At 62.9% G+C, this 17,083-nt stretch carries 18 protein-coding genes; 6 read left to right on the top strand and 12 right to left on the bottom strand.

All coding sequences use genetic code 11. The features are described from left to right. The first annotated feature begins 4 nt into the window (after positions 1-4). Complete coding sequence (locus tag AAF563_07560; GenBank protein ID MEM7121114.1) at positions 5-1,174, top strand: M20 aminoacylase family protein; 1,170 nt, start codon at positions 5-7, stop codon at positions 1,172-1,174. On the opposite strand, the gene AAF563_07555 is transcribed toward AAF563_07560, so the two are convergent. Beyond that, positions 1,175-1,633 carry a DUF1178 family protein gene (locus AAF563_07555; protein ID MEM7121113.1) on the bottom strand — a complete coding sequence of 153 codons (459 nt, stop codon included), beginning with the start codon at positions 1,631-1,633 and terminating at the stop codon, positions 1,175-1,177. 91 nt (positions 1,634-1,724) lie between these two features. Here AAF563_07555 and AAF563_07550 point away from each other — a divergent pair, with 91 nt between their 5' ends. Continuing rightward, a complete protein-coding gene (locus tag AAF563_07550) occupies positions 1,725-2,267 on the top strand; it encodes a class I SAM-dependent methyltransferase (GenBank protein ID MEM7121112.1) in 543 nt (180 codons plus the stop codon). Between the two features lie 187 nt (positions 2,268-2,454). Here AAF563_07550 and AAF563_07545 read toward each other — a convergent pair whose 3' ends face one another. The 3 genes from AAF563_07545 to AAF563_07535 form a co-directional block, all read right to left on the bottom strand. Next, positions 2,455-3,306: a carbon-nitrogen hydrolase family protein gene (locus AAF563_07545; protein MEM7121111.1), complete on the bottom strand. Its 852-nt coding sequence runs from the start codon at positions 3,304-3,306 to the stop codon at positions 2,455-2,457. After that, positions 3,303-3,566 carry a glutaredoxin 3 gene (gene grxC, locus AAF563_07540; GenBank protein MEM7121110.1) on the bottom strand — a complete coding sequence of 88 codons (264 nt, stop codon included), beginning with the start codon at positions 3,564-3,566 and terminating at the stop codon, positions 3,303-3,305. The genes AAF563_07545 and grxC overlap by 4 nt, the downstream gene beginning before the upstream one ends. A gap of 145 nt (positions 3,567-3,711) precedes the next feature. Next, positions 3,712-4,470, bottom strand: a complete 759-nt coding sequence (locus AAF563_07535; protein MEM7121109.1) for a ComF family protein — start codon at positions 4,468-4,470, stop codon at positions 3,712-3,714. 80 nt (positions 4,471-4,550) lie between these two features. On the opposite strand from AAF563_07535, the gene AAF563_07530 reads away from it, so the two are divergent. Next, entirely contained in the window at positions 4,551-5,429 is an 879-nt protein-coding gene (locus AAF563_07530; protein MEM7121108.1) for a methyltransferase domain-containing protein, read from the top strand. On the opposite strand, the gene mutT is transcribed toward AAF563_07530, so the two are convergent. Genes mutT through AAF563_07515 form a run of 3 tightly spaced genes read right to left on the bottom strand, consistent with a single transcriptional unit; the run spans position 5,426 to position 7,337 of the window. Continuing rightward, positions 5,426-5,824: an 8-oxo-dGTP diphosphatase MutT gene (mutT, locus tag AAF563_07525; GenBank protein ID MEM7121107.1), complete on the bottom strand. Its 399-nt coding sequence runs from the start codon at positions 5,822-5,824 to the stop codon at positions 5,426-5,428. The genes AAF563_07530 and mutT overlap by 4 nt on opposite strands. Then, the gene (locus AAF563_07520; protein ID MEM7121106.1) at positions 5,821-6,375 is read right to left on the bottom strand and encodes a GNAT family N-acetyltransferase; all 555 of its coding nucleotides are present in this window, start codon (positions 6,373-6,375) and stop codon (positions 5,821-5,823) included. Before AAF563_07520 ends, mutT begins: the two co-directional genes overlap by 4 nt. A gap of 29 nt (positions 6,376-6,404) precedes the next feature. Next, positions 6,405-7,337, bottom strand: coding sequence for a carbon-nitrogen hydrolase family protein (locus AAF563_07515; protein ID MEM7121105.1), 933 nt, complete (start codon positions 7,335-7,337; stop codon positions 6,405-6,407). Positions 7,338-7,566: 229 nt separating this feature from the next. Here AAF563_07515 and AAF563_07510 point away from each other — a divergent pair, with 229 nt between their 5' ends. Further along, on the top strand, positions 7,567-7,872 hold the full coding sequence (locus AAF563_07510; GenBank protein MEM7121104.1) for a hypothetical protein: 306 nt from the start codon (positions 7,567-7,569) through the stop codon (positions 7,870-7,872). Positions 7,873-7,905: 33 nt separating this feature from the next. Here the strand turns inward: AAF563_07510 and argJ are convergent, their stop codons facing one another. Next, entirely contained in the window at positions 7,906-9,153 is a 1,248-nt protein-coding gene (gene argJ / locus AAF563_07505) for a bifunctional glutamate N-acetyltransferase/amino-acid acetyltransferase ArgJ (GenBank protein ID MEM7121103.1), read from the bottom strand. 8 nt (positions 9,154-9,161) lie between these two features. After that, complete coding sequence (locus AAF563_07500) at positions 9,162-10,004, bottom strand: peptidylprolyl isomerase (GenBank protein MEM7121102.1); 843 nt, start codon at positions 10,002-10,004, stop codon at positions 9,162-9,164. A 216-nt stretch (positions 10,005-10,220) separates the two neighbouring features. On the opposite strand from AAF563_07500, the gene secA reads away from it, so the two are divergent. Both secA and AAF563_07490 read left to right on the top strand, forming a co-directional pair. Next, the gene (gene secA / locus AAF563_07495) at positions 10,221-13,001 is read left to right on the top strand and encodes a preprotein translocase subunit SecA (GenBank protein MEM7121101.1); all 2,781 of its coding nucleotides are present in this window, start codon (positions 10,221-10,223) and stop codon (positions 12,999-13,001) included. Next, positions 12,998-14,137, top strand: coding sequence for a hypothetical protein (locus AAF563_07490; protein MEM7121100.1), 1,140 nt, complete (start codon positions 12,998-13,000; stop codon positions 14,135-14,137). The genes secA and AAF563_07490 overlap by 4 nt, the downstream gene beginning before the upstream one ends. A gap of 7 nt (positions 14,138-14,144) precedes the next feature. Here the strand turns inward: AAF563_07490 and AAF563_07485 are convergent, their stop codons facing one another. The 3 genes from AAF563_07485 to AAF563_07475 form a co-directional block, all read right to left on the bottom strand. Then, on the bottom strand, positions 14,145-15,101 hold the full coding sequence (locus AAF563_07485) for an acetyl-CoA carboxylase carboxyltransferase subunit alpha (GenBank protein ID MEM7121099.1): 957 nt from the start codon (positions 15,099-15,101) through the stop codon (positions 14,145-14,147). A 28-nt stretch (positions 15,102-15,129) separates the two neighbouring features. Beyond that, complete coding sequence (locus AAF563_07480; protein ID MEM7121098.1) at positions 15,130-16,110, bottom strand: CoA ester lyase; 981 nt, start codon at positions 16,108-16,110, stop codon at positions 15,130-15,132. A 64-nt stretch (positions 16,111-16,174) separates the two neighbouring features. Then, a complete protein-coding gene (locus AAF563_07475) occupies positions 16,175-17,080 on the bottom strand; it encodes a site-specific tyrosine recombinase XerD (protein MEM7121097.1) in 906 nt (301 codons plus the stop codon). Between the last annotated feature and the right edge of the window lie 3 nt (positions 17,081-17,083).

Raw genomic sequence — 17,083 nt, 5'->3', positions numbered from 1 at the left:
TTCCATGCCGATTATCAACCGTATCGCCGAATTCCATGACGACATGACGCGCTGGCGGCGCGATATTCATGCCCACCCCGAAACCGCCTTCGAGGAAAACCGTACCGCCGACGTCGTCGCCGGCTTGTTGGAGGAATTCGGCATCGAGGTGCATCGCGGCCTCGCCACGACCGGCGTTGTCGGCACGCTCAAGAACGGCAATGGCGACCGCCGCGTCGGGCTACGCGCCGACCTCGACGCACTTCACATCCACGAGAAGAATACGTTCGAGCATGTCTCAAAGCACGAGGGCAAGATGCATGCCTGCGGCCATGATGGTCATACGACGATGCTGCTAGGCGCCGCTCGCTATCTCGCCGAAACCAAGAACTTCGACGGCACCATCCATTTCATCTTTCAACCGGCAGAAGAAAACGAAGGCGGCGGCCGCGTGATGATCGAGGATGGCCTGTTCGAGATGTTCCCGGTCGACTCGGTCTACGGCATGCACAACGCGCCGGGCATCCCTGTCGGCCAGTTTGCCGTGCGCGAAGGCCCGTTCCTGGCCGCGTTTGATATCTTCGAAATCAAGGTCAAGGGTGTCGGTACCCACGCCGCCATGCCCGACCGCGGCATCGATCCGTTGGTTCCCGCCGCGCAAATCGTGAGTGGGCTGAAAGCCGTCGTTTCCAGAGAAGTTTCACCGCTTCACTCCGCTGTCGTCAGCGTGACGCAGATCCATGCCGGCGACACCTGGAACGTGATCCCCGATGAGGTAACCTTGCGCGGCACATGTCGCTGGTTCGACGATCGTGTGCGCGACATGTTGCAGCCGGCGATCACCCGCATCGTTGAGAACATCGCCGCCGCCCATCGGTGCACTGCGACGATCCACTACGAACGGCGTTATCCCGCCACGGTCAACTCGCCGTTCGAAACCGATTTTGCCGCCTCGGTCGCGGCCGACCTGGTGGGCGACGAATATGTTGATCGCGCCTTCGAACCGGACATGGGGTCGGAAGATTTCGCCTTCATGCTGCAGGAAAAACCCGGCTGCTACATCCTGATCGGTAACGGGCCGGAAGAAGGCGGGTGTCTGCTGCACAACCCGCACTACGATTTCAACGATGAGGTGTTGCCGCTGGGCGCGAGCTATTGGGCGCGCTTAGCGGAACGGGCGTTGCCGGCCGCCTGATTAGCTATCGAGATCGGGAAGGTCAGGTAGCTCGCCGAACTCGACACCCTCGTCTTTCAGTTCCTGGGCTTCTTCCCGGGTCGCCTTGCCGTAGATGTTGCGTTTCTCGGCGTCGCCAAAATGGATCTTGCGCGCTTCGCCGGCGAACTCGGTGCCAACGTTGTCAAAGTTCTGTTCAACGTGATCCTTGACCGCGCGCATCATCGCCATGACCTTGCCGGCCTCCTCCTTCTGCTTGGCGACCGAGACCATGTCGTTTGAGGGCGACGTCTCCTCACTCTTGGCAGCCGAGGAACGGGTGGCAACGTTGGGCGCCATCAGCGCCTTCCTCACATCGGGCGAACCGCAATAGGGGCATGTGACCTCACCCGCCTTGACCTGCTGGTCAAAGGTCGCGCTGTCGGCAAACCAGCCTTCGAAGACGTGGTCATTCGCACATTTGAGGTCAAAAACGATCATTCACCAGGAACTTTCTTATATATCATAGCGTTAGATAGCACTTAGTGTCCTATATGAGACCATAACCGCAAAAATGCAAGATGACGGACCGATGACCGACACGCCCGCCCCGCATGCTCATACCGCCGATCCGTCACCTTGGATCAGCCGATTTGCCGGTTTTGTCCCACCGCACGGACCGATTCTGGATTTGGCGTGCGGCGGCGGTCGCCATACCCGACTGTTCCTTGATCTCGGCCATCCGGTCACAGCAGCCGACATCGATATCTCCGGCATGAGCGACCTGGCCGGCCGGTCCGGCCTGAAGCTGGTAGCCGTCGACCTGGAGTCAGGTCAGCCCTGGCCCTTCGCCGGCCAGACCTTCGCTGGCGTGGTCGTCGCCAACTATCTCTATCGACCGTTGTTGGCGCGCCTTGTCGAAGCGGTCGCGCCCGGCGGCATGCTTATCTACGAGACCTTCGCCCTGGGCAACGAGCAGTTCGGGCGTCCGCGCAATCCGAACTTTCTGCTGCAGCCCGGCGAATTGCTCGCCGTTACGGCAACGCACCTGCGCGTGCTGGCGTATGAAGATCTGATTGTCGATCGGCCAAACCCGGCGGCCGTGCAGCGCATCGCCGCGCGCCGCGAGGCCTAGCGGAGACAACCCTTACCCTCCCAACACTCACGCGTCCGGCCCCTACCTCTTCCGGACCTCGTGAGAGGGTTCAAGCATCGAGCCATCATCGCTCGCCCCCTCGCGAGGGGGGAGAGGGTTGCGCAGGCTTGGGATCGTCAGTTCACTAGCCGTAGCTGGGTAAGGGGGATGCTTAGACTTCTGTCGCCTACTCCGCGGCGTCGCGGTGTTCACCGACCGGCGGCTTGTAGGCGCGGTCGTGGGTCAGTGACGGGATGATACCGCGGATACGATCGACCTCGTCCATGTCGACGGTCGCGCTGATGAAACCAACATCGGTGCCGCCGTCGGCCAGGACCACGCCCCACGGATCAATGATGAGGGAATGACCGCAGGTGCGCCGGTTGCCCGGATGGTTTCCGGTCTGGCACGGCGCGAACACGAAACAACCGTTCTCGACCGCGCGGGCGCGCAGCAGGAGTTCCCAATGGGCATCGCCCGTCACCTTGGTGAACGCCGCGGGCACGGTCAGGAGCCGCGCACCGGCCTGCGCGAGGTCACGGTAGAACTGCGGGAACCTGAGGTCATAGCAGACGGTCATGCCCAGCGGACCCCACGGGGTCGGCGCCAGAACGGCCTGGTCGCCCGGATGAAACATCTTGGATTCGCGATAGACGGATCCATCAGGCAGATCGACATCGAACATGTGGATCTTCTGGTAGTCCGCGACGGTTTCGCCGTCCGGCCCGAAGAAGAACGCGTGGTTGGCGAGGTCGCCGTCCGGCCGCAGCGCTGCGACCGAACCGGCCTGTAGCCAAATCCCCTTCTCCTTCGCGACCGCGGCAAACGCGATCAGCGCCGGGTGGTCCTTTGGCGCATAGGCTTTGTCGAGCCGTTCTTCCTCGCTCGCCGCCATGAGCGCGACGTTTTCGGGCAGGCCGATCAGCTCGGCGCCGGCATCGGCGGCCTGGCGCACCAGGTTGACGGCATTGTCGATGTTACGCTCGACATTGCCGTCGGCGTTGACCTGCACGCAGGCGATGGTGAGGGGTGTGGTCATGCGGCTATTCCCAAGAGGCCATCCAGGCGACCCTCCTTGTCGAGGGCGTTCAATTCATCAAACCCGCCGATCGGCTCGCCGTCGATAAAGATCTGCGGCACCGTGCGCCCGCCGCCCGACCGCTCGGTCATCTCGGCGCGCTTGGCGCTGTCGAACATCACGTCGATCTCTTCGAAATCGACGCCCTTGTCCTTCAAAAGCGCCTTTGCCCGCATGCAGAACGGGCAGAACATGGTGGAATACATAACGACTTCGGCCATCGGACGGTCTTCTCCAAGTCTCCGCACAATCTAGCACGTCTGAGCAAGATCGCATTGGATTCGATCCAATGTGTGATTCTTGCTCCCCTCTATCAGTAGAGGCCGATTCACGACCCACATCGGATCGATGCGGCTCGATCGGACTTTAGGTAGGGTGGCGCACGACCCGTGCAAGGGTTAACACATCGACGTGAGCCGCCCCGGCCTGCTTCAAGCAGCGCGCCACGGCACTCAGCGTGGCGCCAGTGGTAAAGACGTCATCCACAACGATAATCCGCTGACCGGTTACCGCACTGGCGAGAGACGGTTTGACAGCGAATGCACCGCGTACGTTCTCGAACCGCTGCAGGCGCGTGCGCCCGCTCTGACTCGGCGTCCGCCGGTTCCGTACGAGAAGGTCCGGCACGACCCGAGCTTCCGTCTTCGAAGCTAGAGCGTGCGCCATCATGACGGATTGATTGAAACGTCGCCGCCAAAGGCGATGGCGGTGCAACGGCACCGCGGTCACCAGGTTCGCATCGCCCAAGAGATCTGCACCGGCCACTGCAAGCCAGCGCGCAAAGACCGGCGCATGGAGTGTCCTGTCGGCGTGTTTGAAACCGACGATCAAGCGGCCGGCAAGATCATTGTAGACGAGCGCCGCCCGGCCACGATCGAATGCCGGCGCCTCGGCGGAACAACTGCCGCAAACGGCATCTTCACCCATGTCATAGGCGAACGGCGTACCGCAGACCGTGCAGTACGGCCGAGCGATAAAGTCGAGGACAGGCCAGCAGGTCGCGCAAACCTGGCCCTGTTGGTCGACGATCTCGCCGCAGGCAAGGCAGCGGGGCGGCAGCACGGTGTCGAGCGCCAACCTGCCGGTCCAGCGAACGCGATCGAGAAATGTGGCGTGCTCGGTCATCCGCCAATTCGGGGGCGATTCGGACGAAAGTTCAAGACCGCCGTTGCCGGACCGCCAACACCCTGGCAATAGGGACCATCATGGACACCCCGGCCCAGGTCTTCGATCGCGCGACGGTTCGCCGCAACCGGGAACGTGCGGCCGCCAGCTTTGCCGATCACGACTTCCTCTTTCGCGAGGTCGGCGAACGTCTTGTCGACAGGCTTGATGACATTACCCGCGTCTTTCCGTTGGCGGTCGAGATCGGTGCCCGGCACGGTCTATTGGGTGACTTGCTTGCCGGGCATGGCGGCGTCGAGAGATTGGTTGAGACCAACCTTTCTTTGGGTGCGTCCGGCGATGCCTTGTCCCACGGCGTGATCTGCGACGAAGAAGTCCTGCCCTTCGCCGAGGGCAGCCTGGATCTGGTCATCAGCAATCTCGCGCTGCATTGGGCGAACGATCTACCGGGCGTGTTGAGCCAGATTCGCCGCGCCCTCAAACCCGACGGTCTATTTCTGGCGAGCCTCTTCGGCGTCCAGACGCTCAACGAGCTCGGCCAGGCGCTCGGCGAGGCGGAACTTGCCGCAACCGACGGCATGGCGCTGCGCATCGCGCCACTGGTCGACGTACGCGATGCCGGCGCCTTGCTTCAGCGCGCCGGCTTCGCCCTGCCCGTCGTCGACAGCGACCGCATTGACGTCACCTACCCCGACGCGCTCGCGCTAATGCGCGACCTCCGCCACATGGGCGAGACCAACGCCGCGGTCGAACGCCCACGCCATATGAGCCGGCGCGATGTCATCCTGGCATCCGTCGCCGCCTATCACGAACGGTTTGCCGATCGTGAAGGACGCGTGCCCGCGACTTTCCAGGTTATCTATCTGACCGCCTGGCGACCTCACGAGAGCCAGCAGAAGCCGGCCAGGCGCGGCAGTGGCGAAGTCAGCCTAACGGACGTTCTGGGCGACGACAGCTAGAGCAAGTCGCAGAGCATAGCGACCAACGGTTCGTCGGCCGGCGGCATGGGATATTGGTTCATACGCACTGGCCGAACCCATGCGAGCTCCTGGCCTTCCTGTGCCGTGACGAACCCCTCCCATTTGCGACAGACGTAAAGCGGCATCAGGAGATGGAAGTCGTCATAGACGTGGGACGCGAAGGTGAAGGGCGCCAGGCAGGCCTCGGTGACGTCGATTCCAAGCTCTTCTTGGAGCTCTCGGATCAGGGCGACCTCCGGTGTCTCGCCGGGATCGACCTTGCCGCCGGGAAACTCCCACAGCCCCGCCATCGATTTACCCGGCGGGCGTTGCGCCAGCAAAACGCGGTCATCGGGATCGACCAGGGCACACGCAGCGACCAACACGGTCTTCATGCCTGCCACTCCCGGCGCAGTAGGCGATAGTCTTCGAACAGGCCTGTCTTGTTGCGTTCGGGCATCCAGAGGTAACCGTGACCGATACGCCGGAGCCCCGCCTTTTGCAGGACCCGACACGACGCGCGGTTGACCACGAGTGCGCGTGCATAGATGGCATCGAGATTGGCGCTGCTAAAACCCCAATCGATGACCGCCTTCGCGGCCTCACTGGCGATACCCTGCCCCCATGCCTGAGGCGAGAGCGCATAGCCCATTTCGGCCGAGCGCGCATCGTCGGTAAGGTTGAGATCGATCAGACCCACAACCGATGTCTCGCGCATACGCATGATCGCGAAGACCAGGCCGCCCTGGCCATTGCGGCGGTCAAACTCGACGTCGCGGGCGAAGGCATCAGCGCCGCCCGGAGGATAAGGATGTGGAATGCCTGCCGTGTAACGCGCGACTTCCCAAAATCCGCTGTAACGCTGTACGTCAGCGGCATGCGCCGTCGTGAACGGCACCAGGTTGAGCCGCCTGGTCTTCAGCGCGGTCATGAGGGGCCGTTTCATGGGTGGGCGTTCCTCAGCGCCCCGGCAAGCTAGTCACCGGTAGCGCCGGTGCGGGTATCGGGGACCGCGAAGTCGACGACGTCGTCGACCATGCGTCCGGCCGCCATGTCGCGCTGCTGGGGCATGCGTAGTTCGCCCAGGGCCGCCATCTCGGCTGGCACCGGGCGGCCGGCCTGATAGGCCGGCAGCACGACCGGGTTGTCGCGGAAACTTTTCATGACCTGGCCCAGCCCGTGGAAACCGACGCGTCGCACACGGCGCACCCGTTCGAGATCCAGGATCACGGGCAGGGTCTCCTCGGTCTCGCCGGCCTCGTGCACGATCTCGCCTTCCGGCGCGACCACGACCGATCGGCCGGTTCCCAGCGGACCCTTGGCGCCGTTGATATCGACGAAGTAGCACTGGTTGATCGCCGCGTTGGCGCGCGCGATGGCCAGTTCGACATCGCGGTCGACGGTGCCGGTCGCGGTCGGCTGCAGGATGACCTCCGCCCCTTGCCAACACATCTGTCGCGTCGTCTCGGGAAACCACTTGTCGTAACAGATCGAAAGACCAAAGCGCCCGACCCCCGGCACATCGAAGACGCAGACTTCGCTGCCCGGGCTTACGCCGGCTTCGTACGGATAGAACGGGAAGATCTTGCGGTAGCGCGTCACCACGTCACCCACCGGGTTGATCACCGGTGCGGTGTTGTGAACGAGCGCACCGCGGCGTTCCATGAAGGAGCCTGGAATTAGCCAGATGCCGAGCTCATGCGCCAGGGCGGCGAAGCGGTTCTCCATCGGTCCCGGCAGCTCGACGGCCAAGTCCTGACGAAAACCCACCGGCGCGGCTTCGCCGACGACCACCATCTGGACCCACGGAAACGATGCCAGCGCACGGCGGACATGGGTTTCCAAGGCGTCGGTGTTGTCGTGATTGCTGACAGCCATCTGAACGCCAGCAATGGCAAAGCTCGACATGGGTAACCTCCTGCGTGATCAAAGCCGCCGGCATGCTAGAGCATGGCCGCAACGGCGCAAAGTCCCGCGCCAGGGAGGCAAGCGCCAGGTGTGACGATTCGCATTGCACATTGTTTGATGGCGCAACACACTTGGGACGATCAGCCCACGGGCAGAAACGGGGACAGCGATGTTTATGGCGACAAGCGCAACGCTACGGGCATATGGGCGGCACACCGCCGGGTTCGCTATGACCGGTCTTCTCGTTGTCGTATCGGGTTTCCTGGCGTTTGACGCGAAGGCGGAACCGATCCCGCCGGAATACCTCCAGATGGACTACAACAGCTGCATCGCCGACGACAATTCGAAATGGATGAAGCAGTACTGCCGCTGCTTTGTGACAGAGATCGAAAAGAACATGCAGCTCAAGGAGTATCTTCAGGTCTCAGAGGAGATCTCTGAGCGCCTGGCCGCCGGCGCCGACGAGTCGGACGTTTTGACGACGAACCAGACCTTCATGGACGCCGTAAACTACTGCGTCAAAAAGACCGGCTAGCTTTTCAATCGGCGCCGTCGCGCACGGCTAACGTCAACTCCGGTAGTCGGCGTTGATCTCGATATAGCCGTGAGTCAGATCACAGGTCCACACCGTCGCCTGGCCGCGCCCAATGCCGACATCGACGGACATCGCGATCGAACGTCCGGCCATGTGACGGGCGACCGGCGCTTCGTCGTAGTCGGCGGGCGGCGCGCCGTTGATGGCGACCGGATGACCGCCGACATGAATGGTCAGGCTGGTCTCCGCGATATCTTCCCCTGACTTGCCGACCGCCATGACAATCCGACCCCAGTTGGCGTCGCCGCCGGCGATCGCCGTCTTGACCAGGGGCGAGTTGGCGATGGCAAGACCAATGCGCCGTGCCGACAATGCCGAACGCGCGCCTTCCACCTTGATCTCGATGAACTTCTGGGCGCCCTCGCCGTCGCGCACGACCTGGTGCGACAAGTCCAGGCAGAGGTCGTCGAGGGCGGCGCGAAACGGCTTCAACCGCCGGTCGCGCAGGTTATCGATCGGTGTGTGGCCGGCCCTGCCGGTCGCGAACATCTCCAGGGTGTCGCTGGTCGATGTGTCGCTGTCGACGGTAATGCAGTTGAACGACTTGTCGGCTGCGGACTGCAGCAGGGACTGCAGGATCTCCGCGGTGACCGTGGCATCGGTGAAGACATAGGCCAGCATGGTCGCCATGTCCGGTGCGATCATGCCGGAGCCCTTGGCGATTCCGGTGATCGTCACCGTCTTACCGTCGATCTCGACCTGACGTGTCGCCCCCTTGGGATAGGTGTCGGTCGTCATGATCGCTTCGGCCGCCGGCTTCCACGCCCTGGGATCGAGTTTCTTCGCCAGTTTAGGCAGGGTGGCGATGACATTTTCGACGGGCAGCGGTTCCCCGATGACGCCGGTCGAGGCGACGTGGACGCGGTTGGCCGTGGTGCCCAAGAGCTTCGCCATGGCCGTTGCTGTCGCCTTCACCGCGTCATCGCCTGGTTTGCCGGTATAGACATTGGCGTTGCCGGAATTGACGACCAGCGCGCGGGCCTGACCGTTCGGCAGGATGCGGCGGCACCAGCGCACCGGCGCCCCAGCGGTGCTGGAGCGCGTGTAAACACCGGCTACGCTGGTTCCCTTGTCAAAAACCGCCAGCATTAGGTCAAGAGACGTGCCCGTGCCGCGAATGCCGCAATGGCCAGACGCCAAGCTGACCCCCTGGACCGGCAGCAGGTCAGGAAAGCGCGCCGGCGCCAGGGGCGACAGCGCGACCTTGGGATGCTTGGCCATGACGGCGGCTAGTTTTCCTGTTCGCCTTCCGGCTCATCCTGTGCGGGCGGTTCGATCAGCTCGATATCGGCATCGGCGCGCAGCCGCTCGATCTCTTCGGTGATCAGGTCCTGGGCGACCAGATTGCTCAGATCCCCGGCGACTTCCTCCATCGCCGGCGGTTGCGCCGTGCGCCGCTCTTCGACCTTGATGACGTGCCAGCCGAACGGGCTCTGGACCGGGCCGGATACGTCGCCGGCGTCCAACGCGAAGGCGGCGTCGCCAAACTCGGGCACCATGTCTTCTTTCTTGAAGAAACCGAGATCGCCGCCGTCTGGGCCGGATGGCCCAATCGAGGTCTCCATGGCGACAGTGGCGAAATCTTCGCCGTCATCAAGACGCTCGATCACCTCGTTGGCCGCATCCTCGGAGTCGACCAGAATGTGCCGCGCCCGAACCTCTTCGCCGGCACCAGCGGCCTCAAAATCGGCCACGAACTGTTCATAAGCCTCATCCAGCGCTTCTGTTGTCAGACCGGCATCGACCTGCTGCTGAAGATAGAGCTGCTGCAACAGTTCCTCGCGCATCAGATTGATCTGCTGCTTAAACTCCTCGCCTTCGTCGAGACCGCTTTCGCCGGCGGCCTCGGCCAGGAGCTTGCGATCGATGACCTGGTCAAGAATCGGTTGCCACAGGATCTCCATGGGCACCTGCTGGTACTCAGCCGGCAGCTGCAGGATGGCCGTCGCGACATCGTCGCGGGTAACCTCCATGCCATTCACCCGCGCGACAACGTCGTTGCCCTCGTCCTGAGCAAACGCGGGCGAAACGCCCAACAAGAGGAACAGGCAGGCAACAAAGCGTAACGGCATCAGGTTTTCTCCTTGTCTGGAGGCCGGTCAACCACCGGTTTCGGGGCGCTCCGGTCGTTCGGGCGCTACAGATCACATTGCCGTGTCGCAGACAATAGCCATCACAGCACAACTACGCGACCTGGTGCTTGGCGTTGACACCGTGCATTCTGCTCCTTATGTGTCCGGCGTCATGCGCGACCCGCTCAAAACCGCGGTCAGGAACGGATTGATTCTATGATCGGCGCACTCGCCCGCCGCCTGTTCGGCTCCGCCAACGAACGTCTGCTAAGCAAATACGGAAACACCGTTGAGCGCATCAATGCGCTGGAAGCGGATTTCGAGAGGCTGAGCGACGACGAACTGCGCGCAAAAACCGAGGAATACCGCGGCCGCCTGGAGGGTGGCGAAAGCCTGAACGACCTGCTGGTCGAAGCTTTTGCGACGGTACGCGAGGCCGCCAAGCGAACCCTGGGTCAGCGTCACTACGACGTCCAGCTCATGGGCGGCATGGTGCTGCATAACGGCGCGATCTCTGAAATGAAGACCGGCGAGGGCAAGACCCTGGTCGCCACGCTACCGGTCTACCTCAACGCCATCGGCGGCGAGGGTGTCCATGTGGTCACCGTTAACGATTACCTGGCCAGGCGCGATGCCGAGTGGATGGGCGAGGTCTATGGCGCGCTTGGCCTGAAGACGGGCTGCATCGTGCCGGGCCTAGAGGATGCACAGCGGCGCGAGCAATACGCCGCCGATATCACTTACGGCACCAATAACGAGTTTGGTTTCGACTACCTGCGCGACAACATGAAGTTCTCGCTGGACTCGATGGTGCAGCGCGACTTCAATTTCGCGATCGTCGACGAGGTCGACAGTATCCTGATCGACGAGGCGCGGACGCCGCTGGTAATTTCCGGCCCGGCTGAGGACTCGTCAGAGTCCTACCGCGGCGTCAACGGCATCATTCCTCAGCTTGGCGATGACGATTTCGAGAAAGACGAAAAGCAAAAGGCGGTCTCCCTGACCGACAGCGGTGTCGAGCATGTGGAGAAACTCCTGGTCGACGCCGGCCTGATCACCGAAGGCGGCCTCTACGACATCGAGAACGTCACGACGGTGCATCACATCAATCAAGCGCTGCGTGCCCACAAGCTCTTCACGCGCGATGTCGATTACATCGTCAAGGACGACAAGGTCGTCATCATCGACGAGTTCACCGGCCGCATGATGGAAGGCCGGCGCTATTCGGATGGTCTGCACCAGGCGCTGGAAGCGAAGGAAGACGTCAAGATCCAGACCGAGAACCAGACGCTGGCCTCGATCACGTTCCAGAACTACTTCCGGCTTTATCCCAAGCTTGCCGGCATGACCGGCACGGCCATGACCGAAGCCGACGAGTTCGCCAACACCTATACCCTGGACGTCGTCGAAATCCCGACCCATCAACCGATGGTCCGCAAGGATGCCCACGACGAGGTCTATCGGACGGCCGAGGAGAAGTTCGACGCGATCGTCGAGCTGATCGAGGACTGCCACAAGCGCGGCCAACCGGTCCTGGTCGGCACCATCAGTATCGAGCGGTCGGAAATGATCGCCGCGATCCTGAAAAAGAAGAAGATCAAGCACAACGTTCTCAACGCGCGCTATCACGAGCAGGAAGCGCAGATCATCGCCCAGGCCGGCCGTTTCGGCGCCGTGACGATCGCGACCAATATGGCCGGTCGGGGCACCGACATTCAGCTCGGCGGCAACGCAGAGATGCTGATCGCGCACGAGGTCGGCGATGCCGATGCCGATGATGACAAGGCACGCGCGACGGCGGAGAAGATCTCCGCCCAGGTCGAGGCGGAACGCGAAAAGGTGCTTGGGGCCGGCGGCCTTTACATCGTCGGTACCGAACGTCACGAGAGCCGGCGCATCGACAACCAGCTGCGAGGCCGTTCGGGCCGTCAAGGCGATCCCGGCGCCTCAACCTTCCTGTTATCGCTGGAAGACGACCTGATGCGCATCTTCGGGTCCGAACGCCTGGACGGCATGCTGCAGAAACTCGGCCTGGAACAAGGCGAGGCGATCACCCATCCCTGGGTCAACAAGGCGATCGAGCGCGCCCAAGCGAAAGTCGAGGCCCGCAACTTCGACATTCGCAAGACCTTGCTGCGTTTCGACAACGTGATGAACGATCAGCGCAAGGTTATCTACGAACAACGCCGCGACCTCATGCGCGCCGAGGAAGTGTCTGAGACGATTGGCGAGATGCGCGAGCAGGTCATTGAGGATCTGGTTGGACGCTGCATTCCGCCTGACGCCTATCCCGAGCAGTGGGAGACAGCGTCTCTGGAAGAAGAGGTCCACCGCATTCTGGGTCTTAACCTGCCGGTTGCCGAGTGGGCCAAGGAAGAAGGCATCGCGGATGAGGAAGTCCGCGAGCGCATCCTGACGGCCGCGAACGATAAGTACGCCAAGAAAGAAGAGACCTATACGGAAAAGGTCATGCGCCTGGCGGAAAAGAGCCTGTTGTTGCAGATCATCGACCAGCGCTGGCGTGACCACCTCCATTCGCTCGATCATCTGCGTCAGGCGGTTGGCCTGCGCGCCTATGCACAGAAGGATCCGCTGCGTGAGTATCAGGCCGAGGCCTTCAGCTTGTTCGACCGCATGCTCGACAATGTTCGCGAGTCCGTCACCCAGGTTTTGATGCATATCGAGATTCGCGTCGACGCCGATGCCGATCAGCTGGCGCCACGCGAGCCGTCCCGTCCAATGCAGGAAAGCCGCAGCGATCCGGCGTTTGCCCAGCAAACCGGTCAACCCGCACAGACAGCGCCATCAGATCGCTTGGCCTGGCAAGCAGGTCAGGCAGTCAGCCGTGTCGATCCCAAAGATCGCGATCCCAATAACCCCGCGACATGGGGCAAGGTCGGACGCAACGAGTTATGTCCGTGCGGCTCGGGCAAGAAGTACAAACACTGTCACGGCAAGCTCGAGCAGGCCGCCGGGGCTTCGACCGCGGTTCATTGACCAAAACGAAGAAACCCGCGCGTCCGTTCCGGTTCTTCGACAACCGCGAAAAGTATCTGCTGTTCATCACCACCTGTAATGAGAAGCAGGTAACAGCTGAACGCATCGGCGCTGAAGTCGGTCATGTGCGCGCCCGGCCACCGGCCTTCCGGCTGTTTGACGCCGGTGTCGGCGACGCGACGGTTCTCTCGCTCGTCATGCGGCGCATGCACCATCGCATGCCGGATATCCCATTCCTGGTCGTCGGCAAGGAATCCAACCCGGAGAACTTGCGCGTCAGCCTCGAAAAACTGCCCGATCGTTTCGCCGAACACCCGCGCACGGTCGTCGTCCTGACCAACATGTTCTATTCGGAAGCGCCATGGCTTTCTCCCAACCGCGAGACGATGCGCGACAAGGTGAACTGGCACGAAGTCCAACTCGCCGGCAACACAGCACACGAATACGACAAACAGGTCCATGAACTCTCCGCCTTTGTCGAACGCTGCTGGCAGACGACAGCGAGCCACAAGACCGGCAACCCGCTCTATGTCGAGCCGTCCGTTCTGGTGCTCTACCGAGCTGATCAGAGTTTCGCGCTGAGCGATGTAATCCCCGATCCCGGCCGCTTCGATCCGGGCTACGACCTTGTTATCGCATCGCAGCCCTACCGTTCGCGGCTCCCGGCCGAGATCAAGGTCCACAATGTGCTGGCACCGCTTGCGCGTGCCCTGGCGCCAGGCGGACGCATGATCACAGTGCAGTCAACGCCAAAGGGATCGGGCATGGACATCATCCGCCGGGTGTGGCCGCGCGATGACGTCTTCACGACACCGCGTCAGGAGCTGTTGAAGGAACTCGAACGTCAGATCGGTGACGAATGCCCCGATCTCGAGTTCCTGAAGCAGCGCGCGAGTGAGGCCGAGTTCCGTTTCGAACTCCAGCTCTCGCCGGAGGAACTCTCCGGCTCGATTGGCACATCGCCCCTTCTGGCCGCATGGAACGCCGCCGTCTACGTCGCCCAGATCGGTGATGCCGAGTTACAGCAGGCGATGTCGTCGACCCGCTATTTGACTGAGACACGCAAGGTGCTTGAGAAGAACCGAGGCCTGGAGTTTGTCAACGAGGCCTTCGTCGTCGCCCGCAAACGCCGATGAATGAGACCTAGCTAAGGCTCTTGTGGCCCATGGCCATGAACTTGTCGCGCCGGCGCGCGACCAACTCGCCGGCGGGCACGTCATTCAACTCATCGAGGGCCCGGGCGATGGCATCACCGACCCGGCCAATCTGGGCCTCAGGATCGCGTTGGGCGCCGCCGACCGGCTCACCGATCACCTCATCGATCACGCCCAGCTTGTCGAGGTCCTGGGCGGTCATGCGCAGCGCCTCGGCGGCCTGCGCCGCTTCATCGCCGCTGCGCCACAGGATCGATGCACAGCCTTCCGGCGAAATCACCGAATAGATCGCGTGCTCCAGCATCAAGACGCGGTCGGCAACGGCAATCGCGATAGCGCCGCCCGACCCGCCTTCACCGATGACAACCGCGACGAACGGCACGCCCAGTTGCAGCGATGTCTCGATCGACCGTGCGATTGCCTCCGCCTGGCCGCGCTCTTCCGCACCGATGCCGGGATAGGCGCCCGCGGTGTCGATCAGCGAGATAACGGGCAGGCGAAACTGGTCGGCCAAGTTCATGAGCCGCACAGACTTGCGGTAGCCTTCAGGCCGCGCATAACCGAAGTTGTGCTTCACCCGATCTGCCGTGTCGGCGCCCTTCTCGTGGCCCATGACCACGACCGACTGACCGCGGAACGATCCAAGCCCGGCGACGATCGCCGCATCTTCGCCGAAGAAACGATCGCCCGCCAACGGGACGAAATCGTCGATCAAGTGGGCGATGTAGTCGGACGTATGCGGCCGGTCGGCATGGCGCGCGACCTGTGCCTTCTGCCACGGCGTCAGCTTGCTGTAGGTCTGGTTTAGGAGACGGTCGAGTTTGCCCTGCAGCCGCGCGACCTCGTCGACGATGTTGACGCCGTCGCCGTCCGACAGCTTGCGCAGCTCCTTGATCTTGCTTTCAAGTTCCGCGATCGGTTTCTCGAAGTCCAGATAGTGCTGCATGGCTGTGGCGCCCTGGCCGTTTCCGGGATCAGGCCGCGCCGGCGATCTGTTCGGCCTTGCGCACCATGACTTCGGCCTGCTTGATCGACGCGATATCGATCAGCCGGCCGTCAAGCGAGACCGCGCCCTGGCCTTCCTTCTGGGCCTTGGCCATGGCCTCCAGAATGCGCTTGGCCTTCTCGACCTCGGCTTCCGAGGGGCTGTTGACCTCGTTGGCGATATCAATCTGGGACGGATGGATCGCCCACTTGCCCTCGCAGCCCAGCACGGAGGCGCGATTGGCCTGGGCGCGGAACCCGTCGGGATCCTTGAAGTCGCCGAACGGCCCGTCGATCGGCCGCAACCCGTTGGCGCGGGCGGCGACCACCATGCGCGCGATGGCGTAGTGCCACATGTCGCCCCAGTGATAGTCGCGCGGCTTATCGCCATCGATGTCGGTCAGAACGCCATAGAGCGGGTTCGGGCCGCCGATCACCGTGGTGCGCGCCTTGGTCGACGCGGCATAGTCGGCAACGCCGAAATGCAGGCTTTCATTACGTTTGCTGGCCCCGGCGATCTCGTCGACATTGGCCATGCCTAGCGCGGTTTCGATGATCATTTCGAAACCGATCCGCTTCGTGCGGCCCTTGGCGTCCTCGCACTGGGTCACCAGCATGTCGACGGCATAGACGTCGGCGGCGGTGCCCACCTTGGGGATCATGAAGAGATCGAGCCGGTCGCCGGTCTGTTCGATGACGTCAATGACGTCGCGGTACATATAGTGGGTGTCCAGCCCGTTGATGCGGACCGACAGGGTCTTCGACCCCCAATCGATGTCGTTGATCGCCTCTATGACGTTTTTGCGCGCCTGCGGCTTGTCGTCCGGCGCGACCGCGTCCTCCAGATCCAGGAAGATCACGTCGGCGCCGCCGCTGGCCGCCTTCTCAAACAACTCCGGACGGCTGCCCGGCACGGCCAGTTCGCTGCGGTTAAGGCGCGCCGGCGCCTGCTCGACGATGGTAAAGCTCATCAAATCCTCCCGGTGGGCTCACCCCTGATTTGGGCGCTCCAATGCCTTTAGGAACCCCCGCCTGTCAAGCCCGTGCTAGCGGGTGGTGCTCGGCGACCGCCTGCTTCAGACGTTCTTCTAGCACATGGGTGTAGATCTGGGTTGTCGATATGTCGGCGTGACCCAGGAGCTTTTGGACCGACCGCAGATCGGCGCCATGCGCCAGGAGATGGCTGGCAAAGGCGTGGCGCATGACATGGGGCGAGACCCGTTCCGGATCGATGCCGGCCTCGCGCGCCAGATCCTTCAACATGTTGCCGACGGTCTGGCGGGTCATGTGACCACTGGCGGCGCGCGACGGAAAGAGCCAGGGCGCGCCGCTGTCAGAAGCCGCGCGCCATGCCGCGACCGCATCCTGTGCCGGCCCGCCGAGGGGCACCAGGCGTTCCTTGTTGCCTTTGCCGCGCACGACGAGATAGGGCCGGTCGTCGGCCGCCGCGGAGGCCGGCAGGGCGATCAGTTCGGAAACCCGAAGGCCGGTCGCATAGAGCAGCTCGATGACAGCCTGGCGGCGCAGACCGTCGGCGCCCTCGCCCGACCGGGCCGCCGCGAGCAACGCATCGACATCCTGCTCGCTCAAGACCTTGGGGATCGAAGCGCCACGGCGCGGCGCCTCGATCGCGGCGCTGGGATCGTCCGTGCGCTCACCCTCGGCATAGAGAAAGCGGAAGAACTGACGCAGGCACGACAACCTGCGGGCCGCCGTGCTGGCACTGCTGCCGCGCCGGTTAAGAGCCGTCAGATAGGCGCGCAAATCCTCGGTCCCAGCATCGGCCAGCGTGACCTTCCGGCGCGCCAGGAACCCGGCGGCATCGACGAGGTCGCGCTCATAAGCGGCAACCGTGTTGGACGCTGCGCCGCGCTCAGCCAGCATCATTTCCAGGAAGGTCTCGATACCCCGGGTCCGGTCGGCGGGTTCGTTTGTTGTCATGGT

The sequence above is a fragment of the Pseudomonadota bacterium genome (assembly GCA_039028155.1).
In the GTDB taxonomy this organism is placed as follows: Bacteria; Pseudomonadota; Alphaproteobacteria; order SP197; family SP197; genus JANQGO01.
The sequence above is the reverse complement of the archived record's forward strand: the minus strand, read 5'-3'. Positions and strand labels throughout refer to the sequence as shown.